General features: G+C 72.0%; 13 protein-coding genes and 1 pseudogene. 6 read left to right on the forward strand and 8 right to left on the reverse strand.

Going from position 1 to position 19,968, the window contains the following annotated elements; genetic code table 11:
- Positions 1-1,152, reverse strand: a 1,152-nt coding sequence (locus tag FREUN1FDRAFT_RS01120; RefSeq protein ID WP_006538072.1) for a serine/threonine-protein kinase, incomplete at its 3' end; no start/stop codon positions are given.
- Between the two features lie 418 nt (positions 1,153-1,570).
- Here FREUN1FDRAFT_RS01120 and lat point away from each other — a divergent pair.
- Both lat and FREUN1FDRAFT_RS01130 read left to right on the forward strand, forming a co-directional pair.
- Complete coding sequence (gene lat / locus FREUN1FDRAFT_RS01125) at positions 1,571-2,998, forward strand: L-lysine 6-transaminase (RefSeq protein WP_006538073.1); 1,428 nt, start codon at positions 1,571-1,573, stop codon at positions 2,996-2,998.
- A complete protein-coding gene (locus tag FREUN1FDRAFT_RS01130) occupies positions 2,995-4,596 on the forward strand; it encodes an aldehyde dehydrogenase family protein (protein WP_006538074.1) in 1,602 nt (533 codons plus the stop codon). The genes lat and FREUN1FDRAFT_RS01130 overlap by 4 nt, the downstream gene beginning before the upstream one ends.
- 39 nt (positions 4,597-4,635) lie before the next feature.
- Here FREUN1FDRAFT_RS01130 and FREUN1FDRAFT_RS01135 read toward each other — a convergent pair whose 3' ends face one another.
- Positions 4,636-6,072 carry a cyclopropane-fatty-acyl-phospholipid synthase family protein gene (locus tag FREUN1FDRAFT_RS01135; RefSeq protein ID WP_006538075.1) on the reverse strand — a complete coding sequence of 479 codons (1,437 nt, stop codon included), beginning with the start codon at positions 6,070-6,072 and terminating at the stop codon, positions 4,636-4,638.
- Positions 6,073-6,755: 683 nt separating this feature from the next.
- Here FREUN1FDRAFT_RS01135 and FREUN1FDRAFT_RS01140 point away from each other — a divergent pair.
- The 3 genes and pseudogenes from FREUN1FDRAFT_RS01140 (at position 6,756) to FREUN1FDRAFT_RS01150 (ending at position 11,190) form a co-directional block, all read left to right on the forward strand.
- On the forward strand, positions 6,756-7,454 hold the full coding sequence (locus tag FREUN1FDRAFT_RS01140) for a PadR family transcriptional regulator (protein ID WP_006538076.1): 699 nt from the start codon (positions 6,756-6,758) through the stop codon (positions 7,452-7,454).
- Positions 7,451-8,200, forward strand: a pseudogene (locus FREUN1FDRAFT_RS01145) (ABC transporter ATP-binding protein); the annotation flags it as partial. The gene FREUN1FDRAFT_RS01140 and the pseudogene FREUN1FDRAFT_RS01145, both read left to right, overlap by 4 nt.
- Positions 8,201-8,397: 197 nt before the next feature.
- Positions 8,398-11,190 carry an ABC transporter permease gene (locus FREUN1FDRAFT_RS01150; RefSeq protein WP_006538078.1) on the forward strand — a complete coding sequence of 931 codons (2,793 nt, stop codon included), beginning with the start codon at positions 8,398-8,400 and terminating at the stop codon, positions 11,188-11,190.
- A gap of 172 nt (positions 11,191-11,362) precedes the next feature.
- On the opposite strand, the gene FREUN1FDRAFT_RS01155 is transcribed toward FREUN1FDRAFT_RS01150, so the two are convergent.
- The 6 genes from FREUN1FDRAFT_RS01155 to FREUN1FDRAFT_RS01180 all read right to left on the reverse strand — a co-directional run bounded on the left by FREUN1FDRAFT_RS01155 (position 11,363) and on the right by FREUN1FDRAFT_RS01180 (position 19,483).
- The gene (locus FREUN1FDRAFT_RS01155) at positions 11,363-11,776 is read right to left on the reverse strand and encodes a VOC family protein (protein WP_006538079.1); all 414 of its coding nucleotides are present in this window, start codon (positions 11,774-11,776) and stop codon (positions 11,363-11,365) included.
- A 77-nt stretch (positions 11,777-11,853) separates the two neighbouring features.
- A complete protein-coding gene (locus FREUN1FDRAFT_RS01160; RefSeq protein ID WP_006538080.1) occupies positions 11,854-12,789 on the reverse strand; it encodes a 2-hydroxyacid dehydrogenase in 936 nt (311 codons plus the stop codon).
- Between the two features lie 48 nt (positions 12,790-12,837).
- Positions 12,838-13,269, reverse strand: a complete 432-nt coding sequence (locus tag FREUN1FDRAFT_RS01165) for a PPOX class F420-dependent oxidoreductase (RefSeq protein ID WP_006538081.1) — start codon at positions 13,267-13,269, stop codon at positions 12,838-12,840.
- A gap of 60 nt (positions 13,270-13,329) precedes the next feature.
- Entirely contained in the window at positions 13,330-14,136 is an 807-nt protein-coding gene (locus tag FREUN1FDRAFT_RS01170; protein ID WP_006538082.1) for a class I SAM-dependent methyltransferase, read from the reverse strand.
- 48 nt (positions 14,137-14,184) lie between these two features.
- Positions 14,185-17,721: a DNA polymerase III subunit alpha gene (gene dnaE, locus FREUN1FDRAFT_RS01175; protein WP_006538083.1), complete on the reverse strand. Its 3,537-nt coding sequence runs from the start codon at positions 17,719-17,721 to the stop codon at positions 14,185-14,187.
- A 343-nt stretch (positions 17,722-18,064) separates the two neighbouring features.
- A complete protein-coding gene (locus tag FREUN1FDRAFT_RS01180; RefSeq protein ID WP_006538084.1) occupies positions 18,065-19,483 on the reverse strand; it encodes a pyridoxal-dependent decarboxylase in 1,419 nt (472 codons plus the stop codon).
- 212 nt (positions 19,484-19,695) lie between these two features.
- Between FREUN1FDRAFT_RS01180 and FREUN1FDRAFT_RS43320 the strand changes: the two genes are divergently transcribed.
- Complete coding sequence (locus FREUN1FDRAFT_RS43320) at positions 19,696-19,872, forward strand: hypothetical protein (protein ID WP_006538085.1); 177 nt, start codon at positions 19,696-19,698, stop codon at positions 19,870-19,872.
- The last annotated feature ends 96 nt before the right edge of the window (positions 19,873-19,968 follow it).

Raw genomic sequence — 19,968 nt, forward strand, 5'->3', positions numbered from 1 at the left:
GGGCAGCGCCCGGCGCCGCGCCCGGGGCGCGGGCTGCCCGTCCCGCGGGCGTGCCGGCTGCCCACCACGAGGATGAGGGGGCTGTCTGTTCCCCGGACGTGCCGGCTGCCCGTCGCGCGGGTGTGGGTGCTGTCCGTCCCGGGGATGCGCGGGTGCCCGCATCGGTGGGGGTGCCTGCGGACGCGGCGCCCGTGCGGGCCCCGGCCCCGGCATGGGCGTATGCGTGGGCCGAGGCCGAGGCCGAGGTCGAGGCGGGGGTGGATGCGGGGCCTGCTCGGTCCCGGGTGGCGGACTCCACCAGCTCCGCATCAGCCGGCCGGTCTCGGCCGGGTCGGTCGGGGCGTCCGCCGGCCGACCCAGCAGGTTCGCCAGGATCTCCGCGGCGCCCGGACGGGTCTGCGGGTTCTTGCGTAACGCGGCGTGGACCTGCGGTGCCACCAGCGGCGGCAGGTTCTCCAGGACCGGCGCGCCGTTGAGAATCGCGAGCGCCACAGCCTGCGGCTGCTCGCCGCGGAAGGCAGGCCGCCCCGCCGCCGCGAACGCCACGCAGGCTCCCCAGGCGAAGATGTCCGCGGCCGGGCCGGCGCGTTCGCCGCGCAGCTGCTCGGGCGCCATCCAGGCCATCGTGCCGACGAGGCTGCCGGTCCGGGTGAGCGAGGTGGTGGCGTCGTCCCGGGCGACACCGAAGTCGATGACGCGCGGACCGTCCCAGGCGAGCAGGATGTTCGCCGGCTTCAGGTCACGGTGGACGACCCCGGCCGCGTGGATGGACACCAGCGCGTCGGCCAGCCCGACGGCGACCGCGGTCACGAGGCGCTCGTCGAACGGGCCGCGTGCCAGCACCGCCTCGGAGAGGCTGCGCCCCTCCACGTACTCGGTCGCCAGCCACGGTCGCGGCCCGGTCGCGTCGGAGTCGAGGACGGCGGCGACCGCCCGGCCGCGGACCCGGCTCGCGGCCGCGACCTCCTGGCGGAAGCGGGAGCGGAACTTCGGGTCGTCCACGAGTGTCGTGGCGGGAACCTTGACCGCGGCGGCCCGGCCGTCGTCGGTGAAGCCGAGATAGACGACGCCCATTCCACCCGCGCCGATGCGGTTGGTGAGCTGGTAGGGCCCGATCTGTTGCGGATCGTCCGTGGTCAGGGGGGTCAGCACCGCGTCCTGGGCCTCGTCTCCTGTCTCGTGCCGTTTGGTCCCAGATGTCGATGTTCTCACCCGCGGTGGTCGACAGGCAGCGCGGGCTGCGCAAGGCCGTCCGCGAGGTACCGGAGGTTGATCGGATCGCGGTTCCGCTCGGTAACCGCGACCCTGGGATGGTGGCGCCCGGCGGTCCCGGTGGAGGCGTGGTGGTGACGTTGAGCACCGAAAGCGACGGGCCCGGACGTGCAGGCTCCGAACGGGATACATCGAACAGACCAGGGTGGGAAACGAGACGGCGCGACGAACAGATCACGACGAACAGGGCGTGACGAACAGATCACGACGAACAGATCACGACGAACAGATCACGACGAACAGATCACGACGAACAAAGCGCGACCTACCGAGTCAGACGCGAGCGAGGAGGCGGGCTGTGGCGGTCGGGCACTTCCAGATCGGTACCTCGGCGGGCGGCGGGAACCACCTCGGCCCCGCCGACGTGATCCCCGTGTTGGCCAGGCATGTGCTCGTCGACGGGTACGACATCGTCTGCGATCTGGAGGCCAGCTCCGGCAGCACGATCGTCGACGCCCGCACCGGGACGCGGTATCTGGACCTGTACAGCTTCTTCGCGTCGGCGCCGCTCGGGGTCAGCCCGCCGGCCCTCGTGAACGATCCGGCCTTCCTCGCCGAGCTCGCCCGCGCCGCCGTCAACAAGCCCGCGAATCCGGACATCGCCACCGTCGCGTTCGCCCGCTTCGTCGAGACCTTCACCCGGGTCCTGGGCGATCCTGAACTGCCCCACCTGTTCTTCGTCGAAGGCGGATCGCCCGCGGTCGAGAACGCGCTGAAATGCGCCTTCGACTGGAAGAGCCGCCACAACGAGGCACACGGACGTCCCGCCGAGCTCGGGCGGCGGGTCCTGCACCTGCGCTCGGCCTTCCACGGCCGCGGCGGCTACACGCTCTCGGTCACCAACACCGACCCGGTCAAGACGGAGCGTTTCCCCGTCTTCGACTGGCCGCGCATCGACTGCCCGGCGATGACCTTCCCCTGCACCGGGCCGGCGCTCGACGCGGTCGTCGCCGCCGAGCGGCGCGCCCTCGCGCAGGCCGAGGCCGCGTTCGCCCGCCACCCCCACGACATCGCCTGCTTCCTCGCCGAACCGATCCAGGGGGAGGGCGGCGACAACCATCTGCGCGGCGAGTTCCTGCGCGCGATGGCGGCACTGTGCGAACGCCACGACGCGCTGTTCATCGCCGACGAGGTGCAGACCGGCGTCGGCCTCACCGGCACGGCGTGGGCGCACACCCAGCTCGGGCTACGCCCCGACATCGTCGTCTTCGGCAAGAAGGTGCAGCTCGGCGGCCTGATGGCCGGGCGGCGGGTGGACGAGATCCCCGACAACGTCTTCCGGGTGCCGGGGCGGATCAGCTCCACCTGGGGCGGCGGGCTCGTCGACATGGTCCGCTCCCGGCGCATGTTGGAGATCATGGATGCCGAGCGGCTCTTCGACCGCGCGGCGGCGCTCGGCACCGATCTGCTCGCCGGGCTGCGGGACGTCGTCGAGCGCCACCCCCGGCTGCTCGGCAACGCACGCGGCCGGGGGCTCATGTGCGCCGTGGACGTGGCGGACAGCGCGTTGCGGGACGAGGCCGTCCGCCGGCTGCGCGAGGACGAGCGGGTGCTGCTGCTGCCCGCGGGGGAGCGCGCGGTGCGGTTCCGGCCGGCGCTCACCATCAGCGCCGACGAGCTCGAACGCGGGGTGCGGGCACTGGACCGCGTCGCCACCGCGCTGGGACGTCGCCGGATCAGAAGTGTGGATCTCGGCTCGTCGACACAGGAGAAGGGACAGCGATGACTCTCGTTCATCCCCGCCGGGTGGCCGCGGTGATCGGTGGACGTCAGCACGACCTGTACGCCACAGCCGGCCCGTCCGGCATCGCGCCGGAAGGCACCCAGGTGATCACCTCGACGAACCCGGCCCGCCTCGACGAGGTCGTCGCCGAGGTCGTCCTCGACGGCGCGGAGTCCATCGTCGCCGCCGCGGCGGCCGCCCGGGCCGCCCAGCGGGAATGGGCGCAGGTCCCGGCACCCGTGCGCGGGGAGGTCATCGGCGCCTTCGGGCGGCTCGTCGAGGATAACGCCGAGGCACTGGCACGCCTGGTCACCCGGGAGGTCGGCAAGCCGCTCGCCGAGGCACGCGGCGAGGTCCGCGAGATCGTCGACACCTGCACCCTGTTCCGCGCCGAGGGCCGGCGCCCCCACGGCCAGACGGTGGACTCCGAGATGCCCGACCGGGAGCTGTTCACCTACCGGGAGCCGCTCGGCGTCGCCATGGTGATCACCGCCGGGAACTTCCCGGTGGCGGTCCCGTCCTGGTACCTGGTCCCGGCGCTGCTCACCGGCAACGCCGTCGTCTGGAAACCCGCCGAGTACGCTGCCGCGTGCGCCGCGGCGCTGATGGACCTGATGACCGCCGCCGGCGTGCCCGCCGGAGTCGCCAACCTCGTCCTCGCCGACGGGCCGACCACCTCCGTCGGCCTGGAACGTGCCCTGGAAGCCGGCCTCGTCGACAAGGTCGGCTTCACCGGGTCGACGTCGGTCGGCCGGTTCATCGGCGCGCTGTGCGGGCGGCACCTGCAGGCCCCCTGCCTGGAGCTCGGCGGCAAGAACCCGATGGTGCTCGCCCCGGACGCCGATCTCGACGCCGCCGTCGCCGCCGCGCTGTTCGCCGGCTTCGGCACCGCCGGCCAGCGCTGCACCTCACTGGGCACGGTGATCGCCCACGAGTCGGTGCACGGCGCGTTCCGCCGCCGGATGACCGCCGCGCTGGCCGCCGCGTCCATCGGCGACCCGACCCGCGACGTGCTGTACGGACCGCTGCTCGACGCGCGGTTCGCCGCCGGGTTCGAGGACCACCTGGCGCACATCCGCGACCACCACCAGCCGTTCGGCTCCACCGCACTCGGCCGGATCGGCCCGTCCAGCCCGCGCCAGGGCTTCCTCGGCAACCCCGAGACCGGCCTTTACTACCACCCGGTGATGGTCGACGGCGTGCGCCCCGACGACGACCTGTTCACCGAGGAGACCTTCGGCCCCATCGTCGGCCTGACCACCTACCGCAACCTGGAGGAGGCCATCGAGCTCGCCAACCTGCCCGGCTACGGCCTGTCCTCGTCGATCTTCACCGGTGACCCGGTGACGGTACGGCGCTTCCGCCGCGGCATCCGCGCCGGCATGGTCAGCGTCAACACGTCGACCTCCGGCGCGGAGGCGCACCTGCCGTTCGGCGGCAACGGGCGGTCCGGCAACGGTGCCCGCCAGTCCGGCCAGTGGGTCCTCGACCAGATGACCCGCTGGCAGTCGCTGACCTGGGAGCTGTCCGGTCGCCTCCAGAAAGCCCAGATGGACGTCACCGTCCCCGCGGCCGACCTCAGCTTCCGCCTGCGGGGCTGACGCCGCTCTCAGCCCGGCGCGCCCCGTGCCGCGCCGGGCTCAGTACGAGGGGCGCAGTGGCTGGTGTGCGTCGCCGCCGTCGGGGCGCACACCCAGCACCTGGTGGATCTGCGAGAAGCCACCTTCGAAGCTGAGCGCCGACCCGGCCATGTACAGCCGCCACACCCGGGCCCGGCCGGCGCCGACCATGGCGACGGCCTCGTCCCACCGCTGCTCCAGGTTGGTGACCCATGCCCGCAGGGTCAGGGCATAGTGCTCACGCAGGTTCTCGACGTGGCGCACCTCGAACCCGCCGCCCTGCATCAGGGTGACCAGCGCGCCGATCTCGTGCAGCTCGCCGTCCGGGAAGACGTAGCGGTGCAGGAAGTCGGCGCTCTCGGGCAGCGGAACCGGCCCGATCCGGGGGCGCCGGCGGGCGGCACCGGCCGGGTCGCCGGGGAACGAGATCCCGTGGTTGAGCAGCCGACCGCCCGGGCGCAGCAGGCGGAACAGGTTCTCGAAGTACGTCGGCAGCTTGGCCCGGCCGACATGCTCGACCATGCCCACCGAGCTGATCGCGTCGAACGGGCCGTCTGTGATCTCCCGGTAGTCCTGCAGCCGGATCTCGACCCGGTCGGCCAGCCCGGCCTCGGCCACCCGCCGGCGAGCCAGGGCAGCCTGCTGCTCGGAGATCGTGATGCCCACGCCCTGAACCCCGTGATGGCGGGCCGCGTGCAGCAGCATGCTGCCCCAGCCGCAGCCGACGTCCAGCAGCCGCTCACCCGGCCGCAGCCCGAGCTTGCGGCAGATCAGCTCGTGCTTCGCCGCCTGCGCCCCGGCGAGCCCGGCCGGCAGCGGGCCCTGCGCGGCCGGGGAATCCCACACCGCGCACGAGTAGGTCATCGACTCGCCCAGAACGAGCCGATAGAACTCGTTCGAGACGTCGTAGTGGTGCGAGATCGCCGCCGCGTCCCTGGTGCGGCTGTGTAGACGTCCCCGCAGGCGGGCCTCCTCGGGCGGCGGCTCCGGCGGGCGCAGCCCGAACTGCCTGACCAGTGCAACGGCCGCCCGCAGCACCGCCGCCGACGGGCGCACGCTCGCGATCCGCTCGCGCAGCGCGAGCGCCTCGAAGATGTCGCCCTCAACCTCTAGATCACCGGCCACGAAGGCGCGGGCGAACCCGAGCTCGCCAGGGTGGGACAATGCCCGGCGCAGCGCGTGCGGGTTGCGCACCAGAACCCGCGTCGACGTCCGCGGCCCCAGCGCGAAACCGTCCCACATCTCGACCCGGACCGCGGGATCCGTCCCGAAAAGGTCGACGAGAAGATCGCGGGAAGCCTTTTCGACCTCCGGCGGCCAGTCGCGCCCCGGCGGACGCGGGTCGCCCGGCGCCCATTCACGCGCACCTTCCGCCCTGCTCGGCGCGGCGTCAGCCTGGCGCGTTTCCCGCGGCGTTGACGTGGTTGCTTCCGACCTGACGGGGTGATCGACCGTCACGTTTTCCTCCGGTCCCTGCGGGCGCCGGGGCCTGTGGTCACCACGGAACCGCCAGATCGCCCGCGCGGCGACCACACGACACGGGTAATGCGGCGGGCGGCCGCGGAGGAGCACCGGCCCTGCCTGCTCAGTCTGTGCCAGGGCGGCGTCAGCTGGAGCAGGGCGACGCGGGCCCTTCCTGACCGCATAGTCCCCCAACAAATGGGTGGTGCAAACAACCCGAGTGCCGTGCCGCGGGTGTTTCCTGCCTCACAGCGTCTTGGCGGCCTGTTCTGACCGCGCCGGCCTAGTCCGGCCCAACCGTTTGGGACATTGCCCGTGCACGAGGAGTGTCATTCTTTGCTTCGGTCAGAGATTTCGCCGAGTTCAACGAGGCAGAAGTGATGCCTGATGTCGAGCGCGCCGCAGTAACGTGGCCCCGGGTCGGAGTTGGTGGCGCAGACGCGTGTCGAGGTCTCGCCTTACCCGGAGTCGGCGATGTTGGCGATGCCCGGGTTCGCCGACTTGTTGACCGCAGTGCGGCGAGTCCGGTGAGGAAGACGGGGTCGTCCAGGTCGCCGTGCGGACCCGCGAGCCCGCTCCATGGCGCGGCCCCCGCTCGCGAGCCCACGGAAGCATCCCTCGATTGCATACCGGGTATTGTCCGCCATGCATACTCGGTATGTAGAGGAGGGAGGCCCGGCATGTCGGTCCGGAACGGGCTGCTCGCGCTGCTGGCGGAGCGCCCGATGTACGGCTATCAGCTGCGGGCGGAGTTCGAGGCCAGGACAGGATCGACCTGGCCGCTGAACATCGGGCAGGTCTACACGACGCTGCGCCGCCTGGAGCGGGACGGCCTCGTGACAGGCGAGCGCGCTACCAGCCCAGGGGACGCCGCCGCCCCGGACGCTCCGGCCACGGAAAGGCCGACCACGAGCGCCACAGCCAAGGCCACGTCGGTCACCGGCACTCCGACGGCCAGGGCCGCGGTCGTGAACCCGGAGCACGGCGACGGCGACGGCGGCGACGGCCGAGGGATCGTCTACCGGCTCACCGCCGCCGGCGAGGCGGAAGCGCGGCGCTGGTGGGTGACCCCGGTGAGCCGGCGGATGGCGGGCCGCGACGAGCTCGCCATCAAGCTCGCGCTCGCCGTCACGCTCCCAGAGGTGGACGTCCGATCGCTGCTCCAGCGGCAGCGGGTGGAGACGCTCCGGGCGATGCAGGAATACACCCGGCTGCGTCACCTGGCCGACGACAGCGCCGACCTCGCCTGGCTCCTCGTCCTGGAAAACCTGATCTTCACCGCGGAGGCGGAGATCCGCTGGCTCGACCATGTGGAGTCGCGCCTGATCCGCCGCGGCTCCGGCGTTCCCACCGGAACCGACCGTGAGGACACCCGATGACAACGGCACTGACCAGCCCGGACGCCCAGGTGGTGGTCGGACGGGCACCCGCCCTGGAACTCCGCGGCGTGCACCGGGAGCACGGCCGGGGCGCGAACAGGGTGCAGGCGCTGCGCGGGGTGGATCTCACGGTGTGCGCCGGTGAGCTGGTGGCGGTGATGGGCCCGTCCGGGTCGGGTAAGTCGACCCTGCTCGCCCTCGCCGGTGGTCTGGACACCCCCACCTCGGGTGAGGTCCTCGTCGCGGGCGTGACGCTGAGCGGCCAGTCGCCGAAGGCGCTGGCCGCGCTGCGGCGGCGGGCGCTCGGCTATGTCTTCCAGAACCTCAATCTGATTCCGGCGTTGACCGCGGTCGAGAACGTCATGCTTCCCCGCGAGCTGGACGGAATCTCCGCCCGGGCGGCCCGGCGGGAGGCGCAGGCGGCCCTGGCCGAGGTCGGTGTCGCCGACCTCGCCGACCGGTTCCCCGACGACATGTCCGGCGGCCAGCAGCAGCGGGTGGCCATCGCCCGCGCGCTGGTCGGCCCGCGCGGCCTGGTCCTGGCGGACGAACCGACCGGCGCGCTGGACTCGAACACCGGCGAGGCGGTTCTGCGGGTACTGCGGGCCCGCTGCGACGCCGGCTCCGCGGGGCTGCTCGTCACGCACGAGGCCCGGCACGCGGCCTGGGCCGACCGTGTGATCTTCCTGCGGGACGGCCTGGTCGTGGATTCGACCGGTACGCCCGCGACCCCGGAGTCCCTGCTGGGCGCCCCGGTCCCCTTCCCCGCGGACGGTTCGAGGGCCGGCGCGGCGGCGATCCCGGCGCCGGACGGGCCGAACCCGGCACGGGACGGTACCGGCGGTTCCCACGGTTTTGACGAGTTCGATGAGTTCCGTGAGTCCGACGAGTCCGACGAGTCCGACGAGTCCGGCGAGTTCGACGGGTTTGAGGGGGGCCGGCGGTGACGGCTGGCCGGCTGCGGGCCTGGCGGGCGGCGCTGCGCCTCGCTCGGCGCGACGCTCTGCGTGCCCGCGGGCGCACCGCGCTCGTCCTCGCGATGATCGCGGTGCCGGTGCTGCTCGTGTCGGCGGTCGACGTCATCGCGCGGTCCAGCCAGGACGGCCTGGCCCAGATCGCTCACCGCCATCTGGGCAAGGACCCGTCCGTGCAGGCTGAGGTCTTGTTCTTCGGGCCGGACAGTCCGTTGGCCCAGAGTCCCGATGGCAGCGACATACGGACCGAGGACCTCCCCACGCCTCCGCCAGGCGCCGTCGACGCCGCGCCAGATCCCGCCGACGCGCGGCGGCAGGCGCTGGCGGCCCTGCCCGCCGGGAACACGGCCGTCACCGAGCTGCGCGGCTACCTGAGGTTTCGGATCAGCGACGGGTCGGAACACGACCGGGCCGTGGGCGCGAACGTGCGGGAGACCGACTGGAGCCGTCCTCAGCTCGCGGCGTTGGCAACGGTCCGATCCGGCCGGCTGCCCACCACCGTGGGCGAGGCCGCGGTCAGCCGGGCACTCGCGCGCCACGCCGGCCTCGGGGTCGGCGACACGCTCACGGCGGCAGCGCTCGCCGCGGACGAGGCCTCGGGCCGGGCCCCGGGTTCCGGGCCCGTGCTGACGATCGTCGGGGTCGTCGAGGAAACCCGGGGGCCTCAGGAGAGGACGGTGCTGCTCCCACCCGGCACGCTGGCTCCGGTGGCCTCGGAGGTCACCCAATCGCTGTATGTGGTCGGTCCGCATCCCATCGACTGGTCGCGGGTACGTGCCGCCAACGCGGTGGGTGCGGTGGTGGTGAGCCGGGCGGTGCTCGCGGACCCGCCCCCCGAGGCCCAGATACCGGTGGCCCTCTCGACCGGCCCCGCGGCCGACATGGTCGCCGCGACAGTGCTCGCCGCGGGCCTGGCACTGCTGGTGGTGGCGCTGCTCGCCGGGCCCGCGTTCGCGATCGGCTCCCGGCGCAGCCGCCGCCAGCTCGCGCTGATCGCGGCCGGCGGCGGGGCACCCGCGCACCTGCGCGACATCGTGCTGGCCGGCGGTGTGGTCATCGGCCTGACCGCGTCGCTGCTCGGGGCGGCCGTCGGCACCGGGCTCGGAGTGGCGCTCATCCCGACTCTGGTGGACCACGGCCGGGCCGACATCGTGCGCACCGACGTCCGAATCCTGGATCTGCTGGCGATCGTGGCGGTCGGCACGCTCACCGCGATCGCCGCCGCGGCCGCCCCGGCGATCTCCGCGAGCCGGCTGGACGTGGTCGCCGCGCTGAACGGGCACGGCAGTCCGGCCCGGATGCGGCGCCGCGTCCCGGTCGCCGGGACCGTCCTGGCCGGCACCGGAACGGCCGTGGCGCTCCTCGGCGCCGGCGGCCGCAGCGGGCTGCTGATTCTCGCCGGGACGACGCTGGCGATGCTCGGCCTGATCGCCGTCGGCGGCGTCCTCGTGGGCCTGGTCGCCCGCCTCGCCGGGACCCTGCCCGTCGCCGGTCGGCTGGCCCTGCGCGACGCCTCGCGTCAGCGTGGCCGCACCACCCCGGCGATCGGCGCGGTGATGGCGGCGGTGTCGGCCTCGGTCGCCGTCTCCCTGTTCGTCGCCGCCATGGATGATCACGATCGTCGTGCCTACCAGCCCATGCTGGGCGACGGCGTGGCACTGATCAGCCTCGTCGACGACTCGCGGGACCAGGCCGACGTGGCGCGGGAGCTGGCCGGTGCGGAGCGGGTGCTGCGGGAGCACCTGCCCACCCGGGCGGTGCACGTGGTCGAGACGCCCGTCGACGCCTCCGGCAGGAGCCTGCCGATGACGCTGTCGCCACCCCTGCCAGCAGGCTGTTCATCGCCGGCTGGGGGGCCGCCCGCGGACGACCCGCGGTGTCAGGAGGTCTTCGGTGGCTGGGACAGCACCGGCCCCTACCCCGTCACCCTCGGCGGCAGCGATGTGGTGGTCGACGACGGGACGGGTCTCGAGGTGGCACTCGGCCGCACCGAACCAGCCCTGCGCCGGGTGCTGGCGGGAGGCGGTGCGGCGGTGTTCGACGACCGGCTGCGCTGGCCGGACGGAACAGTGCACATCGTCGTCACCGTCGACGCCGACGACGCGGGCGGGGGCACCCTGCGGGAGATCGTGGTACCCGCCACGCGGGTCCCGACGTCGGCGCCCTCCTCCGACCTCACCTTCGGCGGCCTGCTCCTTTCCCCCGGGGCCGCCCGCGACCTGGGCCTGCGCAGCGGCCCGGCCCAGATCGTCGCCGCCACGGACCGCACGCCGACCCAGACCGAGGTGGAGCGCCTCAGCGCGGCGGCGGAGGACCTCGGGCTCAGCTCCCCGGTAGTGGAACGCGGCTACGTCAGTGAGTTCGGTATCGGCCTGCTGGCACTGGCCGCCGGCGCTGGCCTGATCACCCTGAGCGCCACCGTGATCACGGTCGGGCTGGCGGCCGCGGACGGCCGTGCGGACCTCGCCACCCTGGCCGCGATCGGCGCCAGCCCCGGCCTGCGCCGGCGGCTCGCGGCGAGCCAGGCCGGCGTGGTGGCCGGGCTGGGCACCGTCCTCGGCGGCATCGCCGGCTTCCTCCCCGGCGCAGCCACGGTCCTGATGATGCGGCAGGGCGAAGACGTGGGCGGCCTGCCCTGGCGGCTGGTCATCCCCTGGGAGACGCTGCTGATCGTCATCGTCGCCGTACCGCTGCTCGCGGTCGCCGCCGGCTGGCTGTTCACCCGGTCACGGCTCCCCATGACGGGGCGCGCCATCCCCTAACGCCAACGGTCGCGATGGCGGGCTCCGTGGGGCGTGCCGCGACGATATGGTCACCCGGCGGCGCTGTTTCGGAACCTCCGGCACCCCCGAAAACCCCGGCAATGCGTGGTGGAGCGCGGCGCGGACCTACAAGTGGCACCGACGGCTTGCGGCCTTCCCAGCACCAGCGGCGCTACGACACCGGGTCGGGTGAGATGAACTCGATCCGGTTGCCGACCGGGTCGGGGCTGTAGAAGTGGCGGTGGCCCGGAAGGTCGTGCGACCAGGTCACCGCGATGCCCGCGGTCGCCAGGCGTTCAGCCAGCGCGTCGATGTCGTCGACGAGGATGGCCGGATGCCCCTTGGCGGCCGGAGTGAACGCGGGGTCCACACCGACATGCAGCTCGAATCCGGTTCCGCGGAACCACGCACCGCCCCGAGCCGCCATCGGCGGCGGCTTCGGCACCTCGGTGAGGCCGAGCAGGCCACACCAGAACGCCCGGCAGGCATCTTCGGCGCCGGCCGGGATCGCCAGCTGAAGATGATGAAGCCCGAGAACGCCGGTGAACGGCTCGCTGACGACGTTGTTCGTGCCGACGCTGGTCATTGAGGATGCCTCCCGAACGCCCGGTGTCCCGGGCTCAGGGTAACCGCAGGCGACCCGCGCCCGCGTCCCGCGCGGCCTCAGGCCCGGGCCGGGATGACCACGTTGTGCGGGGGATGGCCCGCGGACAGGGCGGCGATCTGGCGGCGCACCAATGCGACGACCCGCGGCAGCATCGCGGCGCTGTGCCCGCCGACATGGGGGGTGAGCAGGACGCCGTCGAGGCGCCACAGGGGGTGCTCCGGCGGCAGCGGTTCGGGGTCGACGACGTCGAGCGCGGCGCGGACGTGGCCGGCCCGGACCGCCTCGACGAGGTCGGCGGTGACGACGACCTTGCCTCGTGCGACGTTCACGAGCAGGGCGCCCGGCTTCATCAGGGCCAGCAGGTCTCGGTCGACCATGCCCTCCGTGGTGGTGTTCAGCGGGACGGCGAGTGCGACGATGTCCGCGTCGGGCAGCAGCTTGGGCAGCTCGTCGACCGACCGGACGATGCCCTCGGCGTCCTGGCGATGCGTCGCGGCTACCCGGGTGATGTCGACCTCGAACGGCCGCAGGCGGCTGATGATCGCCCGCCCGACGCCGCCCTGCCCGGCCACGATGACTCTGGAGTCCGCCAGCGACAGGGACGCGGTGTGCGCCCAGCGCTGATCGAGCTGGGCCTGGACCAGCGCTGGCAGCCGGCGCTGGCTGGCGATCATCAGACCGATCGCCAGTTCGGCGGTGGACGCCTCGTGCACGCCGGCGGCGTTGCTGAAGGTGAGGCCGGCGGGAAGGGCGGCGGCGACCCGGTCGTAGCCGATGGACTGGCTCTGCACGAGCCGGGGCCGCAGCCCGTCGAGTGCGCCGAGCACGGACGGATCGGACATGTAGGGCACCACGACGATGTCGGGGTCCCGCCGTGGCGGCGCGCCCGACAGGTCCCAGACGATCACCTCGGCTTCGGGTGCGGAGGCGAGCGCCTCGCGGAGCTCCTCGGTGGGCACGGTCACGACCAGTGACCGGTGGTGCTGCGACAACAGGGTTCCCTCCCGATCGATTCCTGGGCGCATGTCAGCGGGGTGCCGTCAGCGGAGCCTGGCGCCGTACACGTGGTCGACCGTCATGGTCATGAGGACCCGGCGGTCCGACACCATCGTCGAGCGGTACTCGTCCCAGTCGGGATGGTCGCCCGCGGCGAGGCGGTAGTAGTCCACCAGTGCCTCGACCTCGGGACCGTGCGGGTCGGTGCCTGGGCCGACGAGGGTCACCGTGCCCTCGGCGGTGGCCCAGGCCCAGCCGTCGGGACTGGTGACCTCCAGGGCGGCGCGCGGGTCCCGGCGCAGGTTCGCCGTCTTGGCGCGGCCCTCGGTCATGGACACGTAGAGGACACCAGCCGGCCGATCGTAGAAGGGCAGGACGGGGGAGAGTTGCGGGAGCCCGTCCGCCTTGATGGTGGCGAGCACCCCGAGTCGGCTTTCCGCGAGCAACGTGTGCGGGTCGAACGGCGTGGTGGTCATGTGTTCGTCCTCCTGTTGCGGGGCTGCGGGGCTGCGGGACTGGGGCTGGCGGTGGGCTGGTCAGTGGTGGGTCGGTGAGAGGCCGGCCGGGGTCGCGGTGACGGCGACGGTGGTGATGCCGATGAGAATCTGGCCGTCCTGCTCGGTCGGGGCGAAGCCGGTGGTCGGGCCCCCGGCCAGTTCGGCCCGCAGGGCGGCGAACACCGCCTCGCGGTCGGCCACCGGGGTCAGGATCCGGTCGATGGGCAGCGTGGATCGTCGGCGGGCCGGGTCGCCGGTCAGGGGGCCCACTGTGGCACGCAGCAGTGCGGTGATCTCGGTGTCGAGGAGGGTGGCCGCGTGCGAGGGGTCGATCCTGCGGTGCAGGTCGTCGAACGGGCCGCGCAGGCGCGGGCTCGGGGCGACCATGTCGGAGACCACCACCCGGCCGCCGGGGCGGCAGACCCGGGCCATCTCGGCGACGTACGGCCGCGGATCCGGGAAGTGGTGCAGAGCCGCCTGGCAGTAGACCAGGTCGAAGGACGCGTCGAGGAACGGCAGCCGGGCGGCGTCGCCCTCCTGGAGGAGCACGTTGGCCACACCGGCGTCCCGCAGACGCGTGGAGGCGATCCGTAACAGCTCGGTGGTGACGTCGAGGCCTACGACCTGGCGGACGCGCGGCGCCGCGAGTTCGGCGATGTGGCCCGCGCCGCAGGCCACATCGAGGATGATCATGTCGGGGTGCAGTGGCTCGAGCCAGGGGACGGCCGGCTCGCGGGCGGCGAAGACCGCGTCACGGTCGGTGAAGAGGCGGGTCTGGCGGCTGAAGGACTGACGTACCGTCCGTGCGTGGTCACTCGCATCCATGATCTGATTTGTAGACGCCATGGGTGGTGGCCGTCTCCGCACGATCGGCCACGATCCAGCCGATCGCGGTCAGGCCACGGCGGAGGCGCCGAGCAGTGCCTTGAGGTCGCCCATCAGCGCGGGTGTCCGCTGGACCTTGAAGGCGTCGTCGAGGCGGAGCAGGGTGACCCGGCTCGACGACTGCAGGCGCAGGTGTACCTCGGTGGTGCCGGGGTGGTCGCCGAGCACCTCACGCAGCCGGTCGACGGTCGGCGGGTTGACCCTTGAGGCCGGCAGCGTGATGACCACGGGCGGGCTGAGCGCATGGTCGCTCAGGTCGGGGACGGTCAGGTCGGAGGCGACGAGTCGGGGGGTGTCCTCCCGCTTGTCGATGCGCCCCTTGACGATGACGACGGCGTCCTCGGCGAGCTGGGTCGAGCACGTCTCGTAGGTCGCCGGGAAGAACATCACCTCCAGGCCGCCGCCCATGTCCTCCACGGTGGCGAGCGCCCAGAGCTTGCCCTGCTTGGTGACCTTCCGCTGCAGGCCGGAGATGATGCCGCCGATCGTGACGACCGAGCCGTCCGGATACTCGCCGCCGTTGAGCGCGGCGATGCTGCAGTCGGCCTTGGCCGCGAGGATGTGCTCGACGCCGAGCAGCGGGTGGTCGGAGACGTACAGGCCGAGCATCTCCCGCTCGAGGGAGAGTAGCAGGGACTTGTCCCACTCCTGGTCGGAGAACTCCTGGACGCCGAAGATCGGGGCGGCGTCCTCCTCGCCGCCCTCGCCGTCGAAGGCGAACAGGTCGAACTGGCCCTCGGCGTTCTTCTTCTTCACGCCCATGACGGCGTCGACGGCCTGCTCGTGCTTCTCGGCGAGGCCGCGCCGGGTGTGCCCGAGCGAGTCGAACGCGCCGGCCTTGATGAGCGATTCCACGGTCCGCTTGTTGCAGACGACGGCGTCGACCTTGTCCAGGAAGTCGGGGAAGGAGGCGAAGCGGGTCTTCGCCTTCCGGTTACGGACGATCGATTCGACGACGTTGACGCCGACGTTGCGGATGGCGGCGAGGCCCACCCTGATCTCGTTGTCGCCGTGCGCGGTGTAGTCGGCGTCGGAGGTGTTCACGTCCGGGGGCAACACCCGGATGCCCATCCGCCGGCACTCGTTCAGGTAGATCGCGCTCTTGTCCTTGTCGTCGCGGACGGAGGTGAGCAGCGCGGCCATGTACTCGGCGGGGAAGTTGGCCTTGAGGTAGGCCGTCCAGTAGGAGACCAGCCCGTAGCCGGCGGTGTGTGCCTTGTTGAAGGCGTAGTCGGAGAAGGGGACCAGGATGTCCCACAGCATCTTGATCGCCTCGGCGGAGAAGCCGTTGGCCTTCATACCGTCGGAGAACGGCACGAACTCCTTGTCGAGGATCTCCTTCTTCTTCTTGCCCATCGCCCGGCGCAGCAGGTCGGCCTGGCCGAGGGTGTAGCCGGCGACCCGCTGCGCGATGGCCATGACCTGCTCCTGGTACACGATCAGGCCGTAGGTGGTGTCCAGGATGTCGGCCAGCGGCTCGGCGAGCTGCGGGTGGATCGGGGTGATCTCCTGCTGGCCGTTCTTGCGCAGCGCGTAGTTGATGTGCGAGTTCGCGCCCATCGGCCCGGGCCGGTAGAGCGCGAGCACGGCGGAGATGTCCTCGAAGTTGTCGGGGCGCATCATGCGCAGCAGAGAGCGCATCGGCCCGCCGTCGAGCTGGAACACGCCCAGGGTGTCGCCGCGGGCGAGCAGCTCGTAGGAGGGCGGGTCGTTGAGCTCCAGGCCCATCAGGTCGACCTTGAGGCCGCGGTTGGACTCGACGTTGCGCACCGCGTCGTCCATGACGGTGAGGTTGCGCAGGCCCAGGAAGTCCATCTTCAGCAGGCCGAGGGTCTCGCAGGTCGGGTAGTCGAACTGCGTGATGATCGCGCCGTCGGCGTCGCGGCGCCACACCGGGATGTGGTCGATGATCGGCTCGGCGGACATGATCACGCCGGCGGCGTGCACGCCGGCCTGGCGGATCAGCCCCTCCAGGCCCTTGGCGGTGTCGATGACCTTGCGGACGTCCGCGTCGGACTCGTAGAGGCTGCGGATCTCACCGGCCTCGCTGTAGCGGGCGTGCTTGGGGTCGAAGATCCCGGACAGCGGGATGTCCTTGCCCATGACGGCCGGGGGCATCGCCTTGGTGATGCGGTCGCCGACCGCGTACGGGTAGCCGAGGACCCGGGAGGAGTCCTTGATGGCGGCCTTCGCCTTGATCGTGCCGTAGGTGACGATCTGGGCGATGCGGTCCTCGCCCCACTTGTCCGTCACGTAGCGGATCACGTCACCGCGCCGACGTTCGTCGAAGTCGATGTCGATGTCCGGCATCGAAACGCGGTCGGGGTTGAGGAACCGCTCGAACAGCAGGCTGTGCGGGATGGGGTCGAGGTCGGTGATGCCGAGCGCGAAGGCGACCATCGAGCCCGCGGCGCTGCCACGGCCCGGGCCGACCGGGATGCCCTGGTTCTTCGCCCACATGATGAAGTCGGCGACGACCAGGAAGTAGGACGGGAAGCCCATCGAGAGGATGACGCCGAGCTCGTACTCGACCCGGGTGCGGTGCTCCTCGTCGAACCCGTCCGGGAACCGCCGGTCCATGCCCGCCCAGGTCTCCTTGCGGAACCAGGACTCCTCGGTCTCGCCGTCGGGGACGGGGAAGCGGGGCATCAGGTTGCGCTTGGTGAACATGCCGGCCGGCTCGACCCGCTCGGCGATCATCAGCGTGGTCTCGCACCCCTGCTGCCAGGCGTCGGAGGTGTCGATCGCGTACATCTGCTCGGCGCTCTTGAGGTAGTAGCCCGAGCCCTCGAACTGGAAGGTGGGGTTCGCGATCGTCGACGCCGTCTGGACGCACAGCAGAGCGGAGTGGGTGGCCCGCTCCGACTCGTAGGTGTAGTGCGAGTCGTTGGTGACCACGAAGCGCATGTCCAGCGCGCGGGCGATGTCGATCAGCCCGTCCCGCACCCTGCGCTCGATCTCGATGCCATGATCCATGATCTCGCAGAAGAAGTTCTCGCGGCCGAAGATCTCCTGGTATTTCGCGGCGGCCTTGAGTGCCTCGTCGTAATGCCCCAGGCGAAGCCGCGTCTGTACTTCCCCGGACGGGCACCCGGTTGTCGCCATCAGCCCTTCGGCATGCTCGGCGATGATTTCGGAGTCCATGCGTGGCCATTTGATGTAGTGGCCTTCGATGGACGCACGGGAATTGAGTCGGAACAGGTTGTGCAGCCCGGTCTCGTTCCGTGCCCACATCGTCATGTGGGTGTAGGAGCCACCACCGGAGACGTCGTCGCTCTTCTGGTTCGGGTCACCCCACCGCACCCGCTGCTTGAGCAGGCGCGACTCCGGTGCGACGTAGGCCTCGCACCCGATGATCGGCTTCACCCCGGCCGCCGTGGCCTGCCTGTAGAAGTCGTACGCGCCGTACATGTAGCCGTGGTCGGTGATCGCGACGGCTGGCATCCCCTGCCGGGAGACCTCCGAGAACATGTCCTTGAGCCGGGCCGCCCCGTCGAGCATCGAGTACTCGGTGTGGACGTGAAGGTGGACGAAGGAGTTCGGCATGTCGTCGGGACCTTCCCGCGCGCGGAGGGCACGCCGGTCGATGCGGGGCGGGGGCAGGGGCGGGGCGATATGGGCCGGGCTACAGGGGTGGCGCGATACGGGTGCGGGCAGACCGGAAAGAAAGCCGGCCGAAAAATCCGCCGACTTACTCGCTTATTGTTCCGGGCTACTTCAGGTTGTTAGTGTGGCTTCACTGTGTCTCTCGGTGAAGGATTGTGGTCTCTCGGTGGTGGTGAAGGCGGTCGACGGCTGACGCGCGGCGGGTCCGGCGGCATTGACGCAGCCTAGCGCTGCCCGCCGACAGGCCCGACGAGAACATGCCGGCCGCGCACCACCGGGCCACTCACGCGTGACAACGGCCACGTGCGTCGGCTATGGCGGCCGCGATCGCCGCGACGGCCCGGTCGACGTCCGCCTCGGTCGTCATCCAGTTGCAGACCGACAGCCGCATCGCCACCGCTCGATGCCACACGGTGCCGGAGACGAGCGCCTCGCCGCCGGTGACGACGAGCTCGATGACCGCCGCCGTGGTCGCGTCGTCGTCGTCGATCCGGACCAGGACCTGGTTGAGCTCGACGTCGTTGAGCACCGCGACCCCGTCGAGCGCGCCCAGCGCGTCGGCCAGCCGCCGGGCGTGCGCGCAGCAGCGGTCCACCAGGTCGGTCAGGCCCGCCCGGCCCAGCGAACGCAGCGCGGCGTAGAGCGCGAAGCCGCGGGCCCGCCGGCTGAACTCGGGTGTCCACTCCAACGGGTCGTGCTCGTCGGCGGCCGGGGGCGGGATGTAGGGGGCGCGGGTCGACATCGCGGCCCGGTGCGCCCGCTCGTCGGCGACGATCGCGATGCCGCAGTCGTAGGCCAGGTTCAGCCACTTGTGCCCGTCCGTGGCCCAGGAGTCGGCCTGGTCGATCCCGGCGACCAGCGCGCGTCGCCGGGCGGAGGCGGACACGGCCGCCCACAGCCCGAACGCGCCGTCGACATGGACCCAGGCGCCGTGCTCGTGGCTGATCGCGCAGATCTGCCCCATCGCGTCGAACGCACCGGTGTTGATCTCGCCGGCCTGCGCGACGACGATCGCCGGGCCGGTGCCGGCCGCGACCGCGGCCCGCAGTGCCTGCGGCCGCATCCGGCCGGCGTCGTCCGTGTCGACCACGGTCAGGCGGCGGGAGCCGAACCCCAGCAGGCGCAGCGCGGCGTCCACGGTCGTGTGGCGGGCGGCTCCGACGAACACCCGTACCGGCGGCGCGCCGTGCAGGCCTTCGGCCTCGACGTCCCACCCGTACCGGGCCAGGGCGCGGTGCCGGGCGGCTCCCAGCGCGGTGACATGGGCCATCTGGGTGCCGGTGGTGATGCCGACCGAGGCGGTGGCGGGCAGGCCCAGCAGCTCCTTGATCCACACACCGGCGACCGCCTCGGCGGCCGCGGCGGCGGGGGAGAGACTGGCGAGGCCGGCGTTCTGGTCCCAGGCGACCGCCATCAGATCGGCGGCCAGGGCGGCCGGGACGGTTCCGCCGATGACGTAGCCGAAGAACCGCGGTGATCCGGTGGCGGCGAGCCCGGGTTCGGCGGCCGCGGCGAGCTCGTCGACGATCTCGAGAGGATCGGTGCTGCCGGCGGGCAGCGGGACGCTCAGCCGGGCATGGATCTTCGCGTAGCCCTCGGCCGCGCTGACCGGCCGCTCCGGCAGGCCGGCCAGGTAGTCCGTGATGTGGGCGAAGGCCCGCTCCGCAGCGGTGCCGGCCTCCCACCGCGGACGTGACGCCATCGTGCTCCTTCCCGGCCGCTCCCCGTCGTTACCCGTCGTCTGTACGCCGTTCGGGTGTGGTTCGGCGGTGGTTCGGGTGCAGTTCGGGTGCGGTTCGATGTGTGGACGTACCTCACTGTGACCGCCGACACCTCCCGTACTGGCCGACGCGCCCACTGGATACCGTTTTGGTATTCAGTGCCGATTCGATAACTCTTCGAAAGGTGTCGCGCATGGATCAGGACGAGTCGGTCGTTCCCCAGGCGGGGTCTGCGCCGCACGGCCAGCGGGAGACGGTCCCTGGCACGGTGGACGGCGGCGAGCTCGCGGAGCAGAGCACCGACGGGCTGTCCTTCGGGTCGCTGGCGAACCCGAAGCGGCTGCGACTGGGCGTATCGCGCTCGTTGTGACCACCGGTGGCCCCGACCACCGGTAAACGGCTCAGTGCCCCGGAACGCCGAAGCGTTCCGGGGCACTGTCGCGTGTGGGCCCGCAGCGTCGCGGTC

This window comes from Parafrankia sp. EUN1f, assembly GCF_000177675.1.
Lineage (GTDB): Bacteria > Actinomycetota > Actinomycetes > Frankiales > Frankiaceae > Parafrankia.

Coding starts and splice junctions, on each gene's coding strand:
- FREUN1FDRAFT_RS01130 (WP_006538074.1), top strand. CDS start 2,995: ATGACTCTCGTTCATCCCCGCCGGGTGGCCGCGGTGATCGGTGGACGT.
- FREUN1FDRAFT_RS01140 (WP_006538076.1), top strand. CDS start 6,756: ATGTCGGTCCGGAACGGGCTGCTCGCGCTGCTGGCGGAGCGCCCGATG.
- FREUN1FDRAFT_RS01155 (WP_006538079.1), bottom strand. CDS start 11,776: ATGACCAGCGTCGGCACGAACAACGTCGTCAGCGAGCCGTTCACCGGC.
- FREUN1FDRAFT_RS01165 (WP_006538081.1), bottom strand. CDS start 13,269: ATGACCACCACGCCGTTCGACCCGCACACGTTGCTCGCGGAAAGCCGA.
- FREUN1FDRAFT_RS01170 (WP_006538082.1), bottom strand. CDS start 14,136: ATGGCGTCTACAAATCAGATCATGGATGCGAGTGACCACGCACGGACG.
- dnaE (WP_006538083.1), bottom strand. CDS start 17,721: ATGCCGAACTCCTTCGTCCACCTTCACGTCCACACCGAGTACTCGATG.
- FREUN1FDRAFT_RS01180 (WP_006538084.1), bottom strand. CDS start 19,483: ATGGCGTCACGTCCGCGGTGGGAGGCCGGCACCGCTGCGGAGCGGGCC.
- FREUN1FDRAFT_RS43320 (WP_006538085.1), top strand. CDS start 19,696: ATGGATCAGGACGAGTCGGTCGTTCCCCAGGCGGGGTCTGCGCCGCAC.